Below are 22,949 nucleotides of genomic sequence, written 5' to 3' on the forward strand. Positions count from 1 at the left end.
GCCCCTTCCAGAGGAATAGGCAATAAATCGGAAGGATCAGGATACCGCGCACGCGGCGCCTCGCCTAGTCTGGAACCAGGACCTTCGGTTCGTTCTCGGGAGAGCCGGCTGCAGGCTGGCGGCGGGCGAGGCAATCAGCCTGCCCCGCCGGCCGGGCCGGACTGTCCACTCAACGAAGTTCCTCCAAAGGAGACATTGTGCAAAAGAGAACGCTTGGCAACAGCAACCTCGAGGTCTCGGCTCTCGGCTTGGGCTGCATGGGCATGTCCTTCGGCTATGGGCCGGCCAAAGACAAGCAGGAAATGATCCCGGTGATCCGGGCGGCAGTGGAGCGCGGTGTCACCTTCTTTGATACGGCTGAGGTCTATGGGCCCTACATCAACGAGGAACTCGTCGGTGAAGCGCTGGCGCCCTTCCGCAACCAGGTGGTCATCGCCACCAAGTTCGGCTTTAAACTGGATCCGGAGACCGGCAGGCAGGCCGGATTGGACAGCCGGCCGGAGCATATCAAAGAGGTGGCCGAGGCCTCGTTGCAGCGCCTCCAGGTTGACGTCATCGATCTGTTCTACCAGCATCGCGTGGATCCGGAAGTGCCCATCGAAGACGTGGCTGGTGCTGTCAGGGACCTCATCCAGCAGGGCAAGGTCAAGCACTTCGGCCTGTCCGAGGCTGGCGCCAATACGATCCGCCGCGCGCATGCCATCCAACCCATCACCGCACTGCAAAGCGAGTACTCCTTGTGGACCAGAGGGCCCGAAGCGGAGATCCTGCCCACCATCGAGGAACTCGGCATCGGCTTCGTACCCTACAGCCCCCTCGGCAAGGGGTTTCTCACCGGCAAAATGGACGAGACCACCAAGCTGGAAAGCGGCGACTTCCGCAGCATCCTGCCCCGCTTCACGGCGGACGCCATGAAAGCCAACCGGGCGCTGGTCGATCTCCTGGACCGGATCGCGGAACAGAAACAGGCCACGCCGGCCCAGATCGCGCTGGCCTGGCTGCTGGCGCAGAAGCCCTGGATCGTGCCCATCCCGGGTACCACCAAGCTGTCCCGGCTGGAGGAAAACATCGGCGCCGACGCCATCGAGCTGACACCGGACGACCTTGCGGCCATCGAGACCGCCGCCGCTGCCATCACCATCACGGGAACCAGGTATCCCGAACACATCGAGAAGATGTCCGGCCGCTGAATTCTTCAGGAGCAACTGACCCATGAACCGTCGAATCTTCGTTGGAGGCGCATTTACTGGCATGTCCATCACTGCCGCATCGGGGGCGCCCCCCAAGGTGAAAGCGGGGGACATTCCCACCACCACGTTCGGAAAGACCGGGATCCAGGTCAGCGTCCTTGCCCAGGGTGGAGCCCGCATGGATCTCCTGCCCGACGTGCCCGCCGCCGCCGCGCACGTTCGCAAGGTCTACGACCTCGGCATTAACTACTTCGACTGCTCACGGCTCTACTGGGATGGGCGCTCCGAGGAGGCCTATGGACTTGGGTTGCAGGGTGTCCGCAGGAACGTCTTCCTCACCACCAAAACCGTCAAGCGCACGGCGAAGGAGGCAATGGAGGAGCTCGAGACCTCCTTCCGCCTGATGAAGACCGACTATGTCGACCTCTGGCAGGCCCACGCCGTGCAGAACAAGGACGACATCGAAAAGCTGTTGGCGCCGGGTGGCGCGATCGAGGCCTTCGAGGCCGCCAGGAAGGCCGGCAAGTGCCGCTTCATCGGCTTCACCGGACACTTCGATCCCGAAGCGCACGCCGCCCTGATGAAGGCCTATGACAAGTGGGACACCGTCATGATGCCCATCCATGCGGCCGACCACGCCTATCTCAGCTTCGAGAAGACCGCCCTGCCTGAGGCCATCGAGCGCGGCCTCGGCACCCAGGCGATCAAGGTCTTCGGCAAGGCCTTTCTTCTGCGCTCGCTCAGCCCGACCGAATGCCTCCGCTACGTCCTCAGCCAGCCGGGCGTCCATGTGGCCGTCTGCGGCGCCGGCACCCAGGGCCAGATGGAAGACAACATCCGGGCTGTCCGGAACTTCAGGAAAATGACACCGGAAGAGATCTCCGATGTCCGCAAGCGCGCCATCGTTGGTTCCGGCGTCTACACCGGCCCCACGCTGGAATACTGGAAAAAGAGGATCTGACGACGGCATCGTCCGCTATCGGGAAAATTCTCCGCGCGCTATGGGAGCCGCGCCACCGCAATTCCGTTCGCGTCCGGAATCCCCTCGATCTCGGACGCCGTGAACGTGTCCAGATCCAGCAGGACCACGCCCCCATGCCGCGGCGCCGCGCCCGCCGGCATCATCTGCGGCGGCACCAGCACGTTCGACACCCACGCCCTCCTTCCATCCATCACAGCCAGCAGCGGGCTGCCAGTCTTCAGGCGCTGCGCCACCTGGCCCGTCTGCGCATCCACCACCAGCACCACGCCGTCCAATACCGCCGGCGCCACAATCCACCGGCCGTCCGGACTCGCTGAAGGGTAGAAGACCTGCCCCACCCCCAGCGGCCCAAACCGCGCATGCACCGTCAGATCCGCTGGATTCAGCAGGACCAGTTCGTTCCTTCCGCCCACAATCAGCCGCCGCCCATCCGCCGTCCACCCCAGCCCGCGCGGAGCCGCCACCTCGGCCTGTGCGAGCAAGTTGCCCGTCTCCGGCTCAATTCGGATCACGCGGCCCGTCGTCGCAAAGGCGAACAACGACCGCCCGTCGCCCGCGAAAACGAAGTTGTGGACGCCCGCCGGCAGGTCAAAGGTCCGCAGCACCGCACCCGTCTTCGCCTCGAAAACCACCATCGCCTCGCGCCCCACCTCCGTATTCGTGAACAACTCCCGGTACTTTGGTGGACGCAGCTTCAGCCCATGCGGAGCGGTACAGCCCGGCGGCAGGCGGAACCGGCCGCGTTCCACCCCGGCCTCTACGTCCAGCACCGAGATCGTCGTGCCCGGCGTCCCAACCTGGTGGTTCACCTCCAGCAGGCCGAAGTTCGAAACAAAAGCCGTCCTACCATCCGGAGTCACCTCAATCTCGTGCGGCTTCTCGCCCACCTGGATGATCTTCCTGTGTTCCAGGTCGCCCGGCGAAAACGCCGTAACCTGCCCCAACCCTTCCTGCACCACCAGCACCGTCTTCCGCGTCGGGCTCGCCGACATCAGCGCGGCCGAAGCGAAAGGCCCGGCCAGAAGCCCCAGGCGAAGAATGTCATTTCTGGTCATCGATCCAGCTCCGGCCCCCTGATTCACAGGATAGCCGCCCGCGCGCAATGGTCCCGGCCTACCGCCCCAAGGCGATATACTCCTCCTAAAGGAATTTCAGATGAAACAGTCCTCTTCTCGCCGTGGCTTCCTCGCCGCTCCGCTCGCCATCGCTGCTTCCACCCAACTGCCCGCCGCCGAACCCAAACTCGCTTACCGCACCCTCGGCAAAACCGGCCTGAAAGTGACATCTCTTTCCTTCGGCTGCATGACCACCACCGACGCCAGTGTCATCGAGCGCGCCGCCGACACCGGCATCGTTCACTTCGACACCGCCCGCGCCTACCAGAACGGCAACAACGAACGCATGGTCGGCGCCGCCCTCAAGAGCCGGCGCGGCAAAGTGATCATCTCCAGCAAAAGCGGCGGCAAGACCGCCCAGGCCGCCCTGGCCGACCTCGACACCAGCCTCCGCGAACTCGGCACGGACTACCTCGACATCTGGTACCTCCACATGAAGAACGACCCGGCCGAGGTAACTGAGGAGCTCCTCGAAGCGCAGCGCGCCGCCAAGAAGGCCGGAAAGATCCGCTTCGCCGGAGTCAGCACCCACTTCAACATGGACCGCATGCTGCCCCACCTGGCCAAACTCGGCCAGACCGACGTCGTCCTCACCACCTACAACTTCGCCATGCGCTCCGTCGCCGCCGGCGCCAACGCAGATACAACCGCCGCCCGGACCGACATGACCGCCGCCATCCGCGAAGCCCGCCAATCCGGCCTGGGCATCGTCGTGATGAAGACCCTCGCCGGAGGCACCACCCGCGTCCAGCGCGGCGACCGTCTCTACGGCGCCAACCCCCAAGCCCTCTCCCAGCGCCTCGGCCAGCCCGGTGTGCCCCTCGCCGCTATCAAATGGGCCCTGCGCAACCAGTCCGTCGACACGGCCATCGTCTGCATGACGGACCACGACCAGCTGCAGGAAAACCTCCACGCCATGGCCGAGCCCTACACCCCCAGGGACGAGGCCCTGTTAGCCGAGCACCTCGCCCGCATCAGCCCCATCTACTGCCGCATGTGCGGCTCCTGCAACGGTGTCTGTGCCAACGGCGTGCCGGTCCCCGACGTCCTCCGCATCCTCACCTATGCGGAAGGCTACGGCCAATTCGCCCTGGCCCGTGAACGCTACTTGGAACTCCCGGAACCAGCGAGAGCCATCCGCTGCACCGACTGCACCACCTGTTCGGTAGACTGCCCCAACGGCGTCCAAATCCAACAGCGTGTCAGCCGCGCCCAGGAACTCCTGGCGTAGCCCGCGACGCACGTTGCCCACCCGTCCGCCAACGAGGACAAAACGCACTCGAGACGTGGGGCGAGCCACCAGGCTTGCGGGCCGGCTCTCGAGCCGGCCATCTTTCTCGGACGCTCAACTACCCGAACGTCCTCACCGCCACCGCCACCGCCCCGTCCCAGTCCCCGCGCAACGAACCACGACCGTCAGGGAGTGGTCCCCACCGCGCTACGAACCGCGACTGGAAAGGAGCGGGCCACGGACCCGCGCGCTTCCTTAGCAGCGTCAACCATGGCCCGCCCGTCCGCCAACGAGGACAACGCGGCACTCGAAACGTGGGGCGAGCCACCAGGCTTGCGGGCCGGCTCTCGTGCCGGCCATCCTTTTGGGGGCTCAATCGCAAGCCCGTCCCCAACGCAACCGCCGCCGCCCCGTCCCAGTCCCAGCGCAACGAACCACGACCGTCAGGGAGTGGTCCCCGCCGCGCTGCGAACCGCGACTGGAAAGGAGCGGGCCACGGCCCTACGCGCGTCCTCAAAGGCGTCAACCACAACCCGCCCGTCCCCCCAACGAGGACAAAACGCACTCGAGATGTGGGGCGAGCCACCAGGCTTGCGGGCCGGCTCTCGAGCCGGCCATCTTCTCGGGCGCTCAATCGCAAGCCCGTCCTCAACGCAACCGCCGCCGCCCCGTCCCAGTCCCCGCGCAACGAACCACGACCGTCAGGGAGTGGTCCCCACCGAGCAGCGAACCGCGACTGGAAAAGAGCGGGCCACGAACCAACGCCCGTCTTCCATGTCGTCAACCTGGCCCACTGGGCCGCGTGAGCGACGGGCCCCTGCACCCAGTCCCGGAACGTAAGTGACGGGCTACGCGCACCCAGTCCCGGAGCGCAAGCGACGGGCCACCACCGCGTCCTAACCGGCGTGGGAACCAGCCGTCAAACCCCACCCAACCGGAGGAAATTGCCGCGCCGAACCCCGAGCCATTCCGTGGCCAGCCAGCCCGCTCTTGACGCCGGCCTCATACTGGCCAAGTGAGCAAAACCCTGATAGCAATTGGTCGCGGTTCCACAATGGTGGGCTTGATCTGCATGTTAGCCAGCGACAAATCCAGCCGCCCCTGGTTGCTGCCCGTCGGCCAACTCCTGGGAGGTCTTGGCGTTGTACTGCTACTGGTGCATGTCTGTCTGCTATGGAGGCAAAAAAGACCAGGATGACCACCGAGTAGAGAGGCAACCCTCCAGCCCCCTCAGTGCGTCATAGCATAAGCAATGTAATTAATCCTCAATCTTTTCTTCAAATTAGCGTTACAGGTCCGAAAATCTTCTTGCCTCGAGAATTCTCCGGTGTTAGGCTTCCCATAAAGAACTTATGGGAAAAGGAGCCAATCACTCCACCCGGCCCGGAAGCCCCACATGCTCCTCGAACGCCTGACCGCCTTCCGTCTTCGATGCAGGGCCCTCCTCCACCGCCGCCGCCTTGAACGCGACCTCGACGAGGAACTCGCCTTCCACCACGCCATGCGCGCCGAACAGTGTGGCGAGGACCCCGCAGCCCGGGCCGCCGCCCGCCGCCAGTTCGGCAATGCCACCCGCATCCGTGAAACCTGCCGCGACCTCTGGACTTTCCCTACCGGTGAGGGCCTATGGCAGGACCTCCGCTACGCCGTCCGCACGCTCGCCAACACTCCGACCTTCACCCTCGTGGCGGTCCTCTCCCTCGCGCTCGGCATCGGAGCCAACATCGCCCTCTTCAGCCTGATGGACGTCATGCTGCTCCGCACCCTGCCCGTCGAAAACCCCCAGCAGCTCGTGGAGTTCGCCCGGGCCGGCGCCGACGCCACCATGACGAATCTCCCGTACCAGGTCTTTGAATTCCTGGGCCGCGACCACGACGCTCTGTCGGACCTCTTCGCCATCCGCTCGGCCAACCCCGCCTTCCAGACGAGCGGCCCGCCCCGGCTCACCCGCGCTCACGAGGTCTCCGGATCCTACTTCCCGGCCCTGGGCGTCCGGCCTCTCCTCGGACGCACCATCAGTCCGGACGATGACCGCACCGCCGCCGCCAATCGCGTCGCCGTCCTCAGCCACGCTTTCTGGAGCGTGCAATTCGGCCAGGATCCCTCCGCCCTCGGCGCCGCCGTCCGCCTCTCCGGAGAACGCTACACCATCATCGGCATCATGCCGCCCGAGTTCTTCGGTGTCGATCGCGCCGCCGTCCCCGACCTCTGGGTCCCCCTCTCCGTCAACCCCGATCCCGGCGAGGTCTGGATCCTCGGCCGCCTGCGGCCCGGCCTCTCCGCCGCCTCCGCCCAGGCGCGCCTCGACCCGCTCTTCCGCCAGGCCCTGCAGTCCCAGTCCGCCGGCTTCCAACACGCCTCGCAACACGATCGCGACGCCTTCCTCGCCCAACGGCTCCTCGTCAATCCCGCCGCCGCCGGGACCTCCACTGTCCGCTGGACTTACTGGGACTACTCCGCCACGCTGAAAATCCTGCTCGGCCTCACCGGCCTGGTCCTCCTCATCGCCTGCGCCAACCTCGCGAACCTGCTCATCGCCCGTTCCGCCGCCCGTTCCCGCGAACTCGGCATCCGCCTCGCCCTGGGAGCGGGCCGCTGGCGGCTGGTCCGCCAGTTGATGACGGAGAACCTGCTCCTCGCCCTGTTCGGCGGCGCGCTGGGCTTGCTCGTAGCCGGCTGGGCGCATCCCCTGATGGTCGGTTTCCTCACGCGGGACCCGCTGCGCGTCGCCCTCGACTTCCGCCTCGACTACCGGCTGCTGGCCTTTGGCGTTGCGCTCTCCGTAGCCACCGGACTCCTGTTCGGCCTGCTACCATCGCTCCGGGCCACGCGAGCCGGCATCTCCGGCTCCATCCGCCATGCCGGCCGCCCGGGCAGCCCGGCGCACCGCCCCTGGGCTCGCATCCTCCTGGCCGTGCAGATCGGACTCTCGATGATTCTTCTCGTGGGCGCGGGCCTCTTCGCGCGCAGCTTAAGAAACCTCGGTTCCGCCGACCTCGGCCTCCGGCGCGACAATCTCCTGCTCCTCAGCGTCCAACCGGCCGCGGCGGAGTCCGAAGCCCGCCGGCAGTTCTACCAGGAGTTGATCCGGCGTGTCTCCGCGTTGGCGGGCGTCCAGAGCGTGGCGTTGGCCGGAGACGCCGTCTTCGGCAATGGCGGTTGGAACCAGACCGTCTGGATCGAGAGCCAGTCGCCACCCGCGAAGGACGCAAAGGTATCCATGAACCTCACCGGTCCTGGCTTCTTTGCGACAACCGGCATCCCCCTCCTGGCCGGACGTGAGTTCGGTGAAGGGGACCACGAAACGGCCCCGCGCACGGCCCTGGTCAACCAGACCTTCGCCCGGAGATTCTTCGGCACGCGCAACCCCATCGGGCAGCACTTCGGTGACCTGGGCCCCTCTTCCACCGGCCGTTACGAGATCGTCGGAATCGTTGGCGACGCCAAGTACGGCAGCATCCGCGAGAAACTCCGGCCCATGGTCTTCTACCCTCTGTGGCAATCGCCGCCCCGGGCCTCTCTCGAAGTGCACGTCCGCACCAGGACAGACCCGGCCGCCCTGATCCCGGCCCTGCGCCGCGAAGTCCAAGCGATCGACGGCGAGGCGCTCCTCGGCGAAATCCGAAACCTGCCCGGAGTGGTCCGGGCCCAACTGCGCCAGGACCGCATGATCGCCGCCCTGGCCGGCTTCTTCGCCCTGCTGGCGCTGGCCTTGAGCGCCATCGGCATCTACGGCGTGCTGGCCTACCGCGTCGCGCGCCAGTCGGCGGAAATCGGAGTCCGTCTGGCGTTGGGGGCACAAAGATCGGACGTCCTCTGGCTGATCATGAAGGAGACGCTATTCCTGCTGGCCGCCGGAGCCGCGATAGGAGTCCCCTCCGCGCTGGCCGCCGCTCGCCTGCTCCGCAGCCTTCTCTTCGGCCTGGCCCCTTCAGATCCCCTCACCCTGGCCTGTGCCGTCACCGTCCTCTTCGCCGCCGGAGCCCTGGCGGGCATTTTCCCCGCGCTTCGCGCCATGTCGGTGGAACCCACCGTAGCGCTCAGGGCCGAGTAGTCGCAGCCGCCGGAGAATTGAACGGCGGGATGAAGACGATGAAGACGAATCAACCATCGGCTCTCTTACTCTTGGTAGTATCTCCCAATCCGCCAGTCTGTCGTGGCGTCGCGCCAGCTTCCTCGTAGACTACACCAATGACTTGGCGCGCGTATGCCATCACTGGCACACCTGAGAACCGCCCACCGTGGTCTTCGGTTGCGACAATCTCCGAGGCCCCAAGCCCGCCAATAGATTCGAACATTCGCAAGGGAGCCATGGATTTAGGCAACTGCGGTCCCACGCGCTTGAATATGCCACTGCCATCATCGAGGGTTAGTGCCACGAGTTTCCCCTCATACCCATCTAGTTCAGCGGGCATGATGCGGGGACCTCCAAGCACCAACTGACGCGGAAGTGCGAGGGGCAGCGCACTATCGTCGCGTACGCGGTATGCAATGGAAACCTGTGCAAGGATGCTAGCCTGATCTAGCTGCACCGCATCCTGCTTCTCTTGTGGCGGATACATATCTTCAAACAAGACCCCGACAATGCGGTGAATCCGTACGGCGAAAGAGTCCACGACGAGGGTCGGTGGGTTCTTCCGTGGGTTTGGGTTCTCAGCGGCAAGCGACACGGTCCCTCCATTTGCGGATCGCAGCAGCCGCCGCGCGTAGATCTTTTTGTCGATCAGGGCAATGACGAGGTTGCGATCGTTGCCCGGCTTTGCGTCACGCTCAACTACAACCAGTGAGCCGCGTGGCGCCGCGAAGCCCAGATGCTCGCACTTAAGGTAGAAGAACGTCTTGTCTTCGAACCAGGTGCTCTGGAAGTCCGCATCTTCGCAGTCTTGCGCCTCCCCTCCGGGGCATCGGCCCGAAAAAGCGGCTAGGTCGGGATAAACTTTCACACTGAATGTGGGATATATACTCTCCGGGAGCGTAATTACCTTGGCAACTGCTTCTGGTCCAGGTTCTCGCCACCGCCAACGCCGGAATTCCTCATGAAGCGCTTCGGTAGTCCTCCGAAGCCGCTTCAGATCTTCCTGCACGAGAAACACCTCGTTCGGGGTGATGTTGGCCTTGTTGTGGTGCGCTTTGTTCAGCAGTAAGAGGCACGCGGCATCCTGGGCTAGTGCCTGATCGCGGCAGAAATCTACAATGAGCGGGATTCGAAACAAATCGTTCGGTGGAGAGTTGACAAGGCGGCGCAACCGCGCGAGATGGTCGGCTAAGGTCGGGGCCTTCGTCGGAGCCGAATATGCTGGGTAGGTGGGATCGTCAAATAGGTCGGCGAGTCTAGCCTCAATGAACACCCGAGCTTCGGACACGTAATCTTGTGCGATGGCCGTGACATCTGGATTGTTCTCGAACTCGGTCCTTTTCTCATCTAGAGCTTCGACGGTAGGGGAAGTTGCAATCGTGGACCTTCCGCTATTAACGGGGTGAACGCTGCGATGCTCGATCTTACTATGCCTGCGTGCCTCAGCGACCGCCATTCTCGCGAACCGTTGGTCGTGAGTGGTAACAAAAATCTGCGCGCCAACTTCGACGAGTTCCGGGAGCGAACGTGCCAGGCGATCTAAATTGTGGTCGTCTAGCAGTTCCTGAGGGTCGTCCAACAGAAGAATCTGTAAACCGCCGCGTTCTCTGAGTACGTACTCCCAGAACGCTAGGAAGAAACCCATGAGGCTCGCCCTGAGTGCTGACGAGTTCGAAATATGCTGCGCAGGGGCCAGAGTCCCAGAGGAGCCCACCAAGATGTTCACCGTGCCCTTCGAGTCCATCTCCGTGCCAAGGAGCGAATGGCCTGAAAAAGCGTACGCATTCTGATAGAAGCGGCTTCGCCAATGGATGGCCCGTTCCTCGAGAATGCTGCGAAGATCCTCTACTTGTCTTTGGGCAAATTGGCCAAGATGGATCACCTCGGTTATCGCTTCCGCGGCTTGGCGGTATGCCTCGATGCAGGCTTCCTTTTCACGACGAACCTTTAATTCCCCTGACATTCGACCGCATAGCGATACGGCTCTGGTAATTGGCTGAGCGTTCTCCACGGCTTCATGCAGGGCCAAAAGCTTCGAACGCAGCGGGGAAGTTGGGCCGACCGGTTCGCCATGAGCGACCCTGTCTCCGATGATCGATATGAATGCCTCTTTGACCGGTTCACGGTGAATATATCTCCATCGGGAGAAACTGATAACGCGACCAAGACGGCAGAGTAGCGCCCGCAATTCCTTCGCCGATTCTGCGACGAGAGGTGGGAATTCCGTGGGGCGGGGTTCGTCGAAGAGCGGAAGTGATTGGATCACCTCCTCGCACTTGGACTTCGTGCTTGCACTCAGGGATGACAAAGTGCCCTGAAAGGGCAGAGTCTCAAAGAGTTCTGCGCTGAGGGCCTTCCTGATCAGTTCCGCGGGCGTGGCGGGCAAATCCGTGTAAAGCTCCGGACGTAGTTGTTCTGGTAAAGCGTGCGGCAGTTTGCGTACCCATGTTGCGCACCAGTTTCGGATCGTTTGCCCCAGCAGATCCGCGTTGCCCTCCAGCATTTCCCGTAGGTGGTCACGGACCGGATTGCCTGATGCCTTGTCGATCGCTCCGTCAAGGCTTCCCCCGCATACGACACAATCTGTGACCTCCTCGAGTTCCTGTTCCTTCATCCATGACGCTACGCGAGCGTAGAGTTGTTTGCGACGCGCAATAACCGGAGTCGTGGCCAACTCTGCCAGTACTGATGCCTCCTCGTGCACCTCTGATACTATGGCTTCGGCTGCAACTAACTGCTCCTCTCCGAGCTTGCCAAGCCTCGACAGCCGCGCCGCACTTTCGAGTTGGCGGATTTGATCAAGCTGAGCCAGGGCCGGCCTGATGTTCGCTTCAAGATCATTTCGCGCCTTAGGGTTGGACGGGTCAAAAGAAGGCCCAAGGACCCCCCGCGCCTCTTCTAGAGTCTTACTCTTGCACCCCACAAAGTGCTCCTCGAGCACGCCGAGAACCGCCTCCACAGATCTATCCGCCGAAGGCGAAGGGAGCGGGACTGCTGGATGAATAGATGGGTTTTCGGTAAGTAGTGTGTGAAGTTCTTCAGAAATCGCTTTGTACGATTTGTCTTGTCGTTCGATCTCCGACGAGCGAGATTTCGTAAGGTCTCCAGTGAGCCGTTGTTGGACCCTGGTAGCATGTCGTGCAAGGTCAACCAGTCCCGCCAAGCCCGTGAGTTGAGCAACAGCCTGGCCCAGTTCCGACACCGACCCGACTTGAACAAACGGAATCAGTCCGGGCATGGTCGTTCCCATCAGAACTGCGATGGGATCGACTCCCAATGCGGCCAGCTTGGGCTCAACTTCAATCACAGAACCGCGCGAATTACGGCTTTGTGTCCGCCGGATGGGTTCGATGGATTGGCCGTCTTCCTTCTCGAATGTGAGTTCGACCCACGTATCTATGGGCAGCTTGCTTTGCGCCAAATCTGGCACAAACCGAGTGGAGTTGGGCAGAGGGCTGACAGGCGTGAGCTTGTGTTGGGTTGATTCTTCGGGTTTCTCTGGAGATCCGCGTTCAATGCGGCACTCAAACTCCAGGTTTCCTTGCTCCGGCTTGCGCTGCGCTCTGAGGAGTTGTCCGGTCAAGCACCAGATTATTGCGTTCAAGAGCGAAGTTTTGCCCGAGCCATTCCATCCCTCAAAGAGGGTGATTGGCTTGCTCGGCTCAAAGAGGAAGTTTGCCGGGATTTCCGACTTGGATGAGCAAGCATGCAGTCCGCCAAACTGGTGAGCCTCAATCCTAGTGAGTCGAAGTCTGTGGGCCTTGGCCTGGACGGGGCCACCTAGTGCGGCCAGGGTTGGAGGGGTACCTGCGGCCGCCTCGGCTACTAATTCAACATCGCGCTCCATCACGTTGCTCTCCCACTTCGAGCGATTCTGGCGATACCAATTCAGGATCGACCTCGAAGCAGCTGAATTGAGCGAATGCGCAAGGTTCTGCTTCCCTACTCCAATAGCCCGACCGCTGATTAAGTCTGCGCAGAGACTATCGATCGTGTGAAGGTGAAGTGGACGAAGGGGATCTGTTTCTGTCATGTAACTGCGAGTTCTTGTGGTTGATTTGCCGAGTACACAGGTGATCACCCCAATTCTTCCACTGATTCTCGTGCTCCGCAATGCGTTCACGTGACGAAGCGACTGTGCAATGTCGATGAAAAGGGCGTGTTCACAATCGAACTGGGAATAAGGTTCAGTATCGAATAGTTAAATATTGAACGGGTGAATCGACCTTGCCCGCCTCCAGATCTAGTTTCACGGGAGAATTGAACCAGCTCTGGCAGCCGTTTCCTGCCGGCCTTCTTTGAAACCTGCGTGGCGATCTCAGTCGCGCTGACACTGCTTCCGCTCTGCCTGGCCGACCCGTCGGCCCAACCAATCGAGCCCAATGCGATCTCCGGAATCCAACCGACGGAGAGCACGCTCCGCCCTATTTGGCAGATTCCTCTTCGAAAAGCTCTTGTTCAGCTTCGCCAATCCTAGGGCCACGGAATTGGTCAGAAGGGACCTGGATGGAAACTAGCGAGTCGGGAGCAACGTCCCAGGCGGCTCGCGGGAGGCCCTGTTCATTCCCCAAGCACAGGGCATCCAGCTCAGCCGGTTCGCCTAAGCGTCGACCGAACTGAGTCTGGATTGTCAGGCGGTGCGCGATGCGAAGCCCCCTCAGAAGTACGACTGTCTCCTCATGGATGGATCTGACTCTCTGAGCGTTACGGGCGAAGCCGCCCTCTCCCGGGACCTCACCACGCTCCAGCCTAGGCCACCCACAGTTCTTCCAATCCTCCGAGACGACTCTGCGTGCTTCGTAAGGACTGCCTCTGTTCCATTGAGGTTGCCCACATCGGAACCGGGTGCACCGGATTTGTCAATCGCCGTGCTCCTTCGCCGCGCGTGCATGCCTGGATTTGGCCGCACTCAAGCGGAGCGAGCAACCGGATGCGCACGAATTGCTGTTCGCACCGACCGTGGGAAGCCGGAGGGGTGTGTCCTGTCCGTCGTCTCAGGCCTCCGCGCACAGGACGGAGCGCCGTTGTATGCCCTGGTCTCTGATGGAAATTGCACTCGATTGACGCTCCTGAAGGTGCCGGACCGACCTGCCGGCCCTGGCGGTGGCTCTCAATTCGGGCCGCCCGTCCTCGAATCGTTGAGGTGAACTTTGTGTCGATGCTGCAAGGGCCACAACAAATGCTCAACTGTTGATCGACCGCCGAGCGGGATTCGTCGTGAGATACGGCGTAAACGAACTGTGCCTCCCGGAGGGAACGCCGCTAGCGGGGAACGCCCGTCTCCCATCACTAGGATGGCCTCTTGGGCCTAGCGTCTACGTTCCGCAACTAGAGCAACTAGAGCCCCCCTCAGTGCGTCATCGCATAAGCAATATAATTAATCCCCAACCGGATCGCCAGATCCGCGCACTTCTCCGGATACTGCGGCTCATCCGCCCACTCCCAGGCATCCCCGACATCCGAGTTGTACGAGATCGCCACCATCAACCGCCCCTGGTCGTCGTAGATCCCCCGCCAGTGCGCGCCCTTCCCATCCTCCGGCCCGATCGCATGAATCGGCCGCTTATACCCCTGCCCCAAGTGCGCCCAGCCCGGCAACTGATACCGTTCGTCCAGGTCATACACCGTGTGGAACGCCGCGTCCGCATCCTCGATATCCACAATCGGCCGGTCGGGAAAAGCCATCTTCATGGTCCGTGCAAAGAGGTCCCATTCATACTGCCCATGCAGGTCGTCGGCCATGAAGAACCCCCCGCGTAGCAGGTATTCCCGCAGCGCGAGCGCTTCCTTCTCCGTCAACCCCCACTCCCCCACCTGCACGGCATAAATCCACGGCCAGTTGTAAACCTCGTTCGAGTCGAGATCCACCACCTGCTCCACGGACCGTGTATGAATCCGCGTCAACCGCCGCACAGCGAGCGAGAAATGCCGGTCCGCCCGAGGGTAGTCCTGCGTCCACAGGGACAGCCCCAACCGGTAGTCGCCCTGGTAGCGCGGGTAGTAGCCGTCATCCACCCCGCCGCCGGGAAACATCAGCCGGGCAAACGCAAACTCTGTCTTCTCCTGGTGGTCCGCGGGCAGCGGAATCTCCCCAGGACTGTACTCAACGCCGGGAAATTCACGAAACGGCCGTTGGAAAGCGCAAAGCGAGGCAATCACGGCAAGACCGGAAACAGCGGCCCGGACTGGCTTGGTCCACTCCATCCCTCTCCGTTCCACAGCACAAGGACTCTGCCCCCTCCTGATTCGCGCCGTAGGCCCGTCGACGCCGATCTTTCGGATCGGGCGGGACGAGTCGGCGCTTGCGGCCCCCATTCCGCTGCGGACCGGCGCTGCCCGGACCGATCCTCACCCCAGTTGGGCCGTTGCGCCATAAAAAAACTGTTGCAAGCAGAAGGTTGCAGCGAGTGTTCCGTGTATACTCGATTGACCCCTGGGAAGGAAAAGAGGAGGAGATCCAGTTTTGAAGACTATATTTCTCTTGGCGGCGCTGATTGCCCCTGGCTTGAGCTATGGAGCAACTCTGAACGCCGCGTCTGTGGCTAATAACGGGGCTGGCGGCATTTTCATGGACATGACTGCCGCAGGTTCCGCGATCACAGTGACGAGCTTCGATCTGTTCTTTGATGGAGCTCCGGCCACCGCTACGGTGGAGGTTTACACACGACCCGGTACCTATGTTGGGTTTGACAATAGCAACGCAGGCTGGACCCTGACACAGACGGTGGTCGCCAACACGGCGGGCACGACGACTTTGGCTCCCCTGACGCTGACAAGCGGGATTACGATCGGGGCGGGACAAACGCTGGCGGTGTATTTGCACTCGACCAGCTTTCAACACGGGATCTACTACAACGGGAATTTCGTGGCACCGCCGACGACGACCTGGAGCAATGCAGATTTGAGCCTGTTTAGTGACACAGCGAGAACCGACGATGTCGCGTTCAGTGGCAATTCATTCACGCCGCGGACGTTGGCTGGCAATGTGAACTACTCGCTGGGCGTGGCAGCGATTCCCGAGCCAGGTACGGTTTCGATGCTGGGGTTGGGATTGGCCGGGTTGGTCTGGTTCCGGCGCAGGCGGGCTTAGCCGGCGGGGGGACTCTGTCCCCCCATTCGCCCCGCTGGCCCATCGACGCCGATCTTCCGCCTGTGCGGTATCACTCGGCTCCTGCACCACCTCTTCCCGCTGAGATCCGGCGCTGCCCGGACCCGCTGGTTCCTCTCCCTCCCTCTTCCTTCCACTGAGCGCGTGCGATTGCCACGGGCTGACAGGGCAGTGCGACGGCATCCACCCGTTCGTTACAGGTAAACCGGAAGCGCTTGTGCGAATGCCCGAGCAAGTTAACGCCAAAAAGGCGCGAAAGACTCCACGAAATGACAGCATCGAGCGTCATAGGAGTTAGCCATGAGACTGCCTCTACTCGCCTGCGTCTGCCTGACCTGCTCGTTCGCCCAGAGTGGCGGGGAACCTCCGCAGCTGCTCCAACTGGTGAGGCGTGCGGGCGGCGATGCGCGGCCGATGCGGCCCTATGCAGAGTTGCAGGCGCCGCTGAATGTGTGGGGACTGACGACCCTGACCGGCGTCTCCGAGGCTTGGGCGCTGGAAGCGCACGACTCCTTTGCCAGCATTGAGGAGTTGGACAAGCGGCTGAATCCGGTGGACGGGCCGCGCGCGGGCAACGGAGACAACGGGTTTGTCGCCGACGAGGTGTTGGGGCCCAGCAAGGCCATGGTGGCGATCTATCGTCCGGACGCCAGTTACCGGCCGGATCAGGCGCTGAAGGCGCTGGCGCGGGCGCGCTACGTGCACGTCACCATTTACCGCGTGCGGCCGGGGATGGAAGGGGGCTTTGCGACGGTGGCCGGATACCGGCGCAATGCGTTCGACACGATGAACCTGGACCGGCCCGATATGGCCTATCAGGTGCTCGCCGGGGCTCCATCGGGGACTTATCTGCTGCTGGCGCCAATGACTTCATTGCGCGTGCTGGATGAAGGGATTTCGCGGCGCGAGGCAGGCGGACGCGGACACGACAGCACGGCCTCTAAGACGATGTCGGAAACGATCCTGGTGCGCGAGCAGCGGTTACTGCGAGTGGAGCCAGCCATGAGTTGGGTGTCTGACGAATTCGCGGCGCCGGATCTGGATTTCTGGCGAATGCGGTCTGGCCCCAAACAGTAGCGGCGTGGCTGGTGAAGAAGTATCCCTTCCCATGACGCCGCAGTAGTCCGCGCCATTGCTCAATGTCGGCGTTTCCGGCCATCTGTCAGCAAGTATCGGGTAACGCAGATGCCCGGACCCGAATGGATAGCACTTGCACTTGGCGAGAAGTCCTTTCGATGGAATCGTCGCTGCATCGTGTCACCCGAACGGGACCCCGTCCCCATCGATTCCGAAAAGCTCCTCACTCACTGTGTACTGGAGCAGGACCAGAAGAAAGGCCATCGCGGCACACGAAAGCGAGACGACGTACCAGGTGCAGGCACCCCTGTCACGGCCGCGAATCAGAATGAGATTCGCCAAAGCAGGTGTGCCAAGAAGGAAGACGATCAAATGTCCCACATAGAAGATCGACCCGGACAGTTCCTGGATGCGAATACTGCCCACGCTCGCCAACAATATCAATTCGGCCACGAATAGACCCATGACCACGGCGGACGCCGGCCTGAATAGGCGGGCCAACCATTCGAATCGTGCAAGTAGTCTCAGGAGGACAGCCCGATAGAGTGCACTGAGCAAGAATGCCGCCGGGATGGCGGCGGCCAATCCGAAGAGTTCCATTCCCGGTACGACAGTAGCAGGTGCGCCCCCACCGTGTCGTGACGATCACCATAACGCGGCACAGCAGATGGACAGAGATTACATCTGGCTACAATTGACCTGAATCCGCCGGAATTGAACAAACTGGGAGGACCAATACAAATGGGGTACTACATTCGAATCCTTGGCGCGAGGTTGGATGACGTTCCATTGGCCGACCTGCGAACGACCGCGGCTCCAGCTCTCATTGAATCCAGCGACGAGGAAGCGCCATGGCAGCAAGCCGTTCTCAAGCATCCCGATGGCATCGAGATCGCAGTGATCGAACGGAACCCGGTCGTGGAAGGCGAACTCGGTGCTGAGGAGTTGCAGGAATTCCTGGATGAACTGCCGCTGTATCAGCCTCAATCGTCTGTCGAGTGGCTTCAGCAGTACCTTCCACGGGTAAAAGTAATCTACGCTTTCCAGTTGCTCAGCGGAACTGACATCAACGACGGCTGGACACCACTGCATCGCGTCTACAATGCGATTTGGACTATTGCCGGAGGCATTCTTCAGGCTGACGGCGAGGGCTTCAGCAACGAAGACGGATACACGATTCTGTGGCAATTCAGCGATTCCGCCGAAGGTACGTGGAATGTCGGCCTACTCACCGGAGATCTATGGAGGCATTTTGAATTGGACCTTGGCAACCTCGCCCATCGGGAGGCCTTCAGACGCGGACAGATGCCCGATGGCGTGACAATCCTAGAGTGAGCGCCGGGCGGCGGCTCTTCTCTTCTTCACTAGGCCTTACATTCGCTCCGCCCATCCAGGGAGAAGCGGACGTCCGTCCGATCGATTCAGGATCCCTGCGAAGTGGGGCGCGTGAGAGTTGCGAAATCACACGTCTCACCCCACAAAATTTCGGCGACCTCCACGCGAAGCGAAGCCAGTCAAAAACTCCTGATCAGGCTTTGGCACTATGGGCGCCCCTCCCCCAGCAACCGCACCATCTCCCCGCGCCCATGATGCCGGGCCCAATCCGCCGCCGTCCCCCGGTAATCCAGATCCCGCACTCCAACATCCGCACCGTGCTCCAGCAAGAACCGCACGACGACATCGCCATACCGCTCCATCGTCGCCATCCGGTGCAGCACCGTCACCCGGCAATCCAGCCCCGGCACAATCGCATTGATCTCCGCACCCTGCCCCAGCAAATACTCAGCCGCCTCCAGCCGGTTATTCACACAAGCAAAGTACAGCGCCTGGCTCAGCACGTTCGCCCGAGTCCGCTCACACTGGAACGGCGACAAGCCTTTCAGCTTCCGCTCCAGCCCATACGGATCGGCCAGCGCGCCCGCCCCTGGCTTCAACGAGCCATCCGCCTCGAACCAGCCGCGCACGACATCCATCCGCCCCAACCCGGCCCCAAATCGCAGGTCGAGTCGAGCTCCTCTAGCAGCCAGCAACTCGGCCACTTCCTGGAACGCAAAGTGCATCGCGTACCCCATCGGCAGCCCATCCCTATCCACGCCATCCACCTGCGCGCCGCCATCCAGCAGCGCCTCCACCACGCGCAACACTCCGAAGCTCACCGCCGACGTCAACGGCTGCCCGCCATCCACCTCGACCTCCGCACCGGCCGCAATCAAGGCTCGCGTCAGCTCGTACTCGTTCCCTTGCCGGTTCGTCCCACGAAACACCGCCTCCGAAACACAGAACAATGGAATCGAATCGTTAGGAGGAGGCTGCGGAGCCGCGAAGCCCGCCACCCACTGCCGGCTCGCCGCCGCCGGATCCAAACGCAAGATCTCCTGCAACGCGGCCAGGTCCCCACTCCGAACCGCGGCAATCGCCGCCCGCACCCCCGGATCCAGATGCAGATAGCTGTCGTACTTCTCCCAGTATGCGTACCCCTCCGCATTCGCCACCAGCAGCCGCGCGTCCCGGTGCGAGAGCGAGGCAGCCCGCGGATCATAGTTCTCGAAGCGTTCCCGGGCGTGCGCCGGCTGCAGCAGCCGCTGCTTCGTCTGCGGGTCTCCAGCCGCGAACTCGGCCTGCAGCCGCGACACCCGCGCCTCGACCTCAGTCTGCAGCTCCACGTGCTGCTTCAGCTTGGGCCAGCTCGAAAACCCATACTCCCGGGCGATCACCAGTTGCGCGTCGCTCAGCGTCGCCGCCTCCGGTCCGCCGGCCTGGGGATGCAGCTCGTGAAACCGCGTCACAGCCGCAGCCTCGCTGTCGCGAAACTCCTTCAGCAGGTCCTTGGCTTGATGCTTCAGTTGAATTAGGCTCGGTTGAGCCGGAAGAGGTCTCTGCATAAACGAACGTCCTTTCGCTATGCCTGATGTCCGCTTGTGCAGGCCGAAAGAATGTTCGTATCGGTCTCGAACGCCAACGAGTGGACTCGGTCCTTTCCGCGGACAGGAGGCGCCTCGTACGCCTTGACCCGAAGATACCATCCAAACCGCAAAGCCGCAAATCCAGCCCGCAACCTCTGCAGCAAGCGCGGCCAGCTCACTGCAAAGAAACAAGGGCAGGGCGCCGGCCCGCCACGCGTCTTCAGAAGACCCCGGCATGGCCCGCAGCGCAACGAACCACGACCGTAAGGAAGTGGTCCCCACCGCGTCGCGAACCGCGACTGGCAAGGAGCGGGCCACGGCCCGCCACGCGCCTTCAGAGGACCCCCGCATGGCCCGCCCGAAACGAACCACGACCGTAAGGAAGTGGTCCCCACCGCGTCGGAACCGCGACTGGAACGGAGCGGGCCAAGGCCCCCGCACGTCTTCAGGAGACCCCCGCATGGCCCGCCCGCAACGAACCACGACCGTAAGGAAGTGGTCCCCACCGCGTTGCGAACCGCGACTGGGAAGGAGCGGGCCACGGCCCCCGCGCGTCCGCCTCCCCCAAGGCCGAGGCGTAACATAGACCCAAGGAGGACGGATGCCGAGACACTTGGTCTACTACGTGGCCTGCACGCTGGACAGCTTCATCGCCAGCATCGACGGCTCCTTCGACTGCTTCCTCTTCCAAGGTGAGCACTGCCCGGATCTCTTCAAAGACTACCCGGAAACATTCCCGGCGCACATCCGTCCGGCCCTGGGCATCTCAGACCAGGCCCGCCGCTTCGACACCGTATTGATGGGCCGCAACACGTACGAGGTCGGGCTCCGCGAAGGCATCACGAACCCTTATGCGCCACTCCGCCAATACGTCTTCTCCCGCTCAATGACCAGCAGCCCGGATCCGGCCGTCCACCTTCACCCGAAGGATCCGTTAGCCCTCGTCCGCCGCCTCAAGGCCGAAGACGGCAAGGACATCTGGCTCTGTGGAGGCAGCAAACTCGCCTCGGCCCTCGCTCCGGAAATCGACGAGCTGATCCTGAAGATCAACCCCGTGCTCCTCGGCTCCGGCATCCCCCTTTTCGATACACTACCCGCCGCCCTGTCCACTCTGCTTCTGGAGCACAAGGTCTACCCCAACGGTTTCATCCTGGCCCGCTACAACCTCCTCCACTAGCCACTCTCATCCACCCCAGTGCGAACGGCAAGGCACAGGCAATCGTCAATATTGGCGGACCCGCCAGTTCAGCAAACACCTTTGCCGACATCCAAAAAACCGCCCGGATCGTCCGCTCGCCGTCAGCGAGCCGCATGCGCGTACGCACAAGCCCCATCCAGCACCTTGTCGAGTTCCTTCGCTGCAGCCTCGTCAACCTCCGAGTACGACGCCGATTCCCCAAACTTGCCTAGAAACCTCCACCGCTGCCCGTTCGAAAGCTGCCCTCTGGCATCGATGATCGTAGAATTTCCGAGCAGGAACGACCTTTCCTCGTACTGAATGGAACTCCACACCAAAGGCGAGTACGGCAAGCCTACGCTCCACATCGGTCCGCTGCCGTGCTGGATGCCCTTCCGCCCCGCTTTCGTCTGGATGTAGTAGCTTCGCGCCCCATAGTCAACGTCCTGGCCCTGTAGGCGTGCCACCACCCCGGATATTCTCGGAAACTGAAACGCCGCGGACCAGCCTTCGATCCCCTCGTACGATTGGCCCTTCAGGCAGGTGGGGAAGGACCGGTCCGCTCCACGCTTGTGCAGCGTAATCGCCAGTTCGCCGGCATCCTGCGTGTGCACCGCCTCGCTCTGGAATCCTGCTTTGCGAATCACGATCAAGGGCGCCCTGGTATCAATCACGAACCGGCCAGCCGAATCCGTCATGATCGCTTTGCCGGGAATATCCGTATGATCGACACGCGCCGCTTCCACCGGTTTGCCGTCATCATCCAGCACCTTGGCGGCAATATGCCGTGCTTGGGGTAGCAGATGATCAGAATATCCTTGCGCCTGCACGCAAATATTAATCAGAAAGAGCCCGGCGGCAATCCTCAACATACAGCCATCGTAATCTTCGCTCAGATGCTCTCGCATTCTGCGCGCACCTTTTGTTTCGACCGAGAGGACGCGGCAGTTCTCATCGGCGCGCTGATCGAAAAGCCGCGAGGACTCGTCAGGCGGTGAGGTCACCCGTGCAGGCAGCCCCGTCTTTCCGGCACAGCCGTCCGCCCTGGCCAGCTTCCCCAACGCCGAACCTCACTCGCCCCAGGACTACCAACGAAGTCAAACGGAGCCTCGCAACCGCGCCCCATCGCGCCCATCACGAGAAGGTCCTGCCGCCGCTCCATCCGCGCTGCCCAGCGCCCCCAGAACCAGTCCCGGAACGTCAATGACGGGCTACCCGTCCCCCTCATGTCCGCCCACCCCCTTCACCCCCAACCCAAAATCCCCGTGCTACGATACCTCCATTAAGCCGTCCCTCAGGACGGCCGCTCGAGGGGATGCAGCCACGCGCGGGAACCAACTCCGCGCCACACTCAGTCATGACGGCCGACCGCTGGCGCCAGATAGAAGACATCTTCACTCAGGCTGTCGAACAGCCGTCCGCCGCCTCAATCAGGTCGCCCAGGCACTCGCCGCCCTGACAGTCCACCACCGTGGCGATTCGCCAGGCCCATCCACCGCGCCTCGCCCGCAGCTTGCCGATCACCGCCCATAACCCTCTGCCATCCATCACGCTAGCTTGGATCAGGAGAAACGAAACTCGTCCTTATGCCAATCCGCACAGAAAGATCAGGTCCCTTTCCGGGCAGTGCCGCAAACCGGTCACGCCTCGCCGGGAAATATCTTCTCCCATCAATTCAGTAACTTATCCCCTGAAGTCGAGCCGGTTCCTGCGGTCAACCCTCACGCTCCTGGGCACGAAGGAGTTTCACGAATATGCGATGGCAGAGTGTGGAAAGGTCGCTGAACCAGCTAGCGCGCTTGGCACAAGGGCCAATGCGGCCAGGCGGCGCCACTAACCAATTCAAGAAATTTGAGGGAACAAACCCATTCAAGCAACCCGCTGCCACCCCGCAACCAGCCGCTCCAGCCAGCCTTCAGGCGCAACCCGCGACCTGCCTCCGCTATCCCAAGGCCAACCCATACCAGCAATTTGAGGGAACAAACCCATTCGAGCAACCTGCTGCCACCCCACAACCCGCCACTCCAGCCAGCCGTCAGGCGCAACCCGGGGCCTGCCGCCTCGGTCCCAAATCCAGCCCATTCGAGAAAT

15 protein-coding genes are annotated in these 22,949 nt (G+C 62.4%); 8 read left to right on the forward strand and 7 right to left on the reverse strand.

Translation table 11 applies throughout. From position 1 onward, the window contains the following. Window positions 1-197: 197 nt before the first annotated feature. Window positions 198-1,190 carry an aldo/keto reductase gene (locus ACR9Y2_RS36445; protein ID WP_435046829.1) on the forward strand — a complete coding sequence of 331 codons (993 nt, stop codon included), beginning with the start codon at window positions 198-200 and terminating at the stop codon, window positions 1,188-1,190. Window positions 1,191-1,212: 22 nt separating this feature from the next. Further along, entirely contained in the window at window positions 1,213-2,151 is a 939-nt protein-coding gene (locus tag ACR9Y2_RS36450; protein WP_435046830.1) for an aldo/keto reductase, read from the forward strand. Window positions 2,152-2,189: 38 nt separating this feature from the next. On the opposite strand, the gene ACR9Y2_RS36455 is transcribed toward ACR9Y2_RS36450, so the two are convergent. Next, window positions 2,190-3,227 carry a YncE family protein gene (locus tag ACR9Y2_RS36455; protein WP_435046831.1) on the reverse strand — a complete coding sequence of 346 codons (1,038 nt, stop codon included), beginning with the start codon at window positions 3,225-3,227 and terminating at the stop codon, window positions 2,190-2,192. A gap of 100 nt (window positions 3,228-3,327) precedes the next feature. On the opposite strand from ACR9Y2_RS36455, the gene ACR9Y2_RS36460 reads away from it, so the two are divergent. Next, window positions 3,328-4,518 (forward strand): aldo/keto reductase, encoded by a 1,191-nt coding sequence (locus ACR9Y2_RS36460; protein ID WP_435046832.1) that lies wholly within the window; start codon window positions 3,328-3,330, stop codon window positions 4,516-4,518. Between the two features lie 1,396 nt (window positions 4,519-5,914). Continuing rightward, on the forward strand, window positions 5,915-8,572 hold the full coding sequence (locus ACR9Y2_RS36465; RefSeq protein WP_435046833.1) for an ADOP family duplicated permease: 2,658 nt from the start codon (window positions 5,915-5,917) through the stop codon (window positions 8,570-8,572). Window positions 8,573-8,621: 49 nt separating this feature from the next. Here the strand turns inward: ACR9Y2_RS36465 and ACR9Y2_RS36470 are convergent, their stop codons facing one another. Both ACR9Y2_RS36470 and ACR9Y2_RS36475 read right to left on the reverse strand, forming a co-directional pair. Next, complete coding sequence (locus tag ACR9Y2_RS36470) at window positions 8,622-12,626, reverse strand: AAA family ATPase (protein ID WP_435046834.1); 4,005 nt, start codon at window positions 12,624-12,626, stop codon at window positions 8,622-8,624. A 1,316-nt stretch (window positions 12,627-13,942) separates the two neighbouring features. After that, window positions 13,943-14,797 carry a DUF4159 domain-containing protein gene (locus ACR9Y2_RS36475; protein WP_435046835.1) on the reverse strand — a complete coding sequence of 285 codons (855 nt, stop codon included), beginning with the start codon at window positions 14,795-14,797 and terminating at the stop codon, window positions 13,943-13,945. Window positions 14,798-15,056: 259 nt separating this feature from the next. Between ACR9Y2_RS36475 and ACR9Y2_RS36480 the strand changes: the two genes are divergently transcribed. Together ACR9Y2_RS36480 and ACR9Y2_RS36485 are read left to right on the forward strand one after the other, a co-directional pair. Beyond that, entirely contained in the window at window positions 15,057-15,683 is a 627-nt protein-coding gene (locus ACR9Y2_RS36480) for a PEP-CTERM sorting domain-containing protein (protein ID WP_435046836.1), read from the forward strand. 318 nt (window positions 15,684-16,001) lie between these two features. Continuing rightward, window positions 16,002-16,778 carry a hypothetical protein gene (locus ACR9Y2_RS36485; protein ID WP_435046837.1) on the forward strand — a complete coding sequence of 259 codons (777 nt, stop codon included), beginning with the start codon at window positions 16,002-16,004 and terminating at the stop codon, window positions 16,776-16,778. Between the two features lie 180 nt (window positions 16,779-16,958). Here ACR9Y2_RS36485 and ACR9Y2_RS36490 read toward each other — a convergent pair whose 3' ends face one another. Further along, complete coding sequence (locus ACR9Y2_RS36490; RefSeq protein ID WP_435046838.1) at window positions 16,959-17,231, reverse strand: hypothetical protein; 273 nt, start codon at window positions 17,229-17,231, stop codon at window positions 16,959-16,961. A 336-nt stretch (window positions 17,232-17,567) separates the two neighbouring features. Between ACR9Y2_RS36490 and ACR9Y2_RS36495 the strand changes: the two genes are divergently transcribed. After that, the gene (locus ACR9Y2_RS36495) at window positions 17,568-18,113 is read left to right on the forward strand and encodes a hypothetical protein (RefSeq protein ID WP_435046839.1); all 546 of its coding nucleotides are present in this window, start codon (window positions 17,568-17,570) and stop codon (window positions 18,111-18,113) included. 206 nt (window positions 18,114-18,319) lie between these two features. Here the strand turns inward: ACR9Y2_RS36495 and ACR9Y2_RS36500 are convergent, their stop codons facing one another. Then, window positions 18,320-19,660 (reverse strand): ankyrin repeat domain-containing protein, encoded by a 1,341-nt coding sequence (locus ACR9Y2_RS36500; protein WP_435046840.1) that lies wholly within the window; start codon window positions 19,658-19,660, stop codon window positions 18,320-18,322. A gap of 622 nt (window positions 19,661-20,282) precedes the next feature. Here ACR9Y2_RS36500 and ACR9Y2_RS36505 point away from each other — a divergent pair. Further along, window positions 20,283-20,858, forward strand: coding sequence for a dihydrofolate reductase family protein (locus tag ACR9Y2_RS36505; protein ID WP_435046841.1), 576 nt, complete (start codon window positions 20,283-20,285; stop codon window positions 20,856-20,858). Window positions 20,859-20,980: 122 nt separating this feature from the next. Here ACR9Y2_RS36505 and ACR9Y2_RS36510 read toward each other — a convergent pair whose 3' ends face one another. Both ACR9Y2_RS36510 and ACR9Y2_RS36515 read right to left on the reverse strand, forming a co-directional pair. Continuing rightward, a complete protein-coding gene (locus tag ACR9Y2_RS36510) occupies window positions 20,981-21,766 on the reverse strand; it encodes a carboxypeptidase-like regulatory domain-containing protein (RefSeq protein ID WP_435046842.1) in 786 nt (261 codons plus the stop codon). A gap of 490 nt (window positions 21,767-22,256) precedes the next feature. Beyond that, complete coding sequence (locus ACR9Y2_RS36515; RefSeq protein ID WP_435046843.1) at window positions 22,257-22,409, reverse strand: hypothetical protein; 153 nt, start codon at window positions 22,407-22,409, stop codon at window positions 22,257-22,259. Window positions 22,410-22,949 lie beyond the last annotated feature (540 nt).

Source organism: Paludibaculum fermentans, from assembly GCF_051172195.1.
GTDB classification, from domain to species: Bacteria; Acidobacteriota; Terriglobia; order Bryobacterales; family Bryobacteraceae; genus Paludibaculum; species Paludibaculum fermentans_A.

Coding starts and splice junctions, on each gene's coding strand:
- ACR9Y2_RS36500 (WP_435046840.1), bottom strand. CDS start 19,660: ATGCAGAGACCTCTTCCGGCTCAACCGAGCCTAATTCAACTGAAGCAT.
- ACR9Y2_RS36505 (WP_435046841.1), top strand. CDS start 20,283: ATGCCGAGACACTTGGTCTACTACGTGGCCTGCACGCTGGACAGCTTC.
- ACR9Y2_RS36450 (WP_435046830.1), top strand. CDS start 1,213: ATGAACCGTCGAATCTTCGTTGGAGGCGCATTTACTGGCATGTCCATC.
- ACR9Y2_RS36465 (WP_435046833.1), top strand. CDS start 5,915: ATGCTCCTCGAACGCCTGACCGCCTTCCGTCTTCGATGCAGGGCCCTC.
- ACR9Y2_RS36455 (WP_435046831.1), bottom strand. CDS start 3,227: ATGACCAGAAATGACATTCTTCGCCTGGGGCTTCTGGCCGGGCCTTTC.
- ACR9Y2_RS36510 (WP_435046842.1), bottom strand. CDS start 21,766: ATGCGAGAGCATCTGAGCGAAGATTACGATGGCTGTATGTTGAGGATT.
- ACR9Y2_RS36460 (WP_435046832.1), top strand. CDS start 3,328: ATGAAACAGTCCTCTTCTCGCCGTGGCTTCCTCGCCGCTCCGCTCGCC.
- ACR9Y2_RS36470 (WP_435046834.1), bottom strand. CDS start 12,626: ATGACAGAAACAGATCCCCTTCGTCCACTTCACCTTCACACGATCGAT.
- ACR9Y2_RS36475 (WP_435046835.1), bottom strand. CDS start 14,797: ATGGAGTGGACCAAGCCAGTCCGGGCCGCTGTTTCCGGTCTTGCCGTG.
- ACR9Y2_RS36485 (WP_435046837.1), top strand. CDS start 16,002: ATGAGACTGCCTCTACTCGCCTGCGTCTGCCTGACCTGCTCGTTCGCC.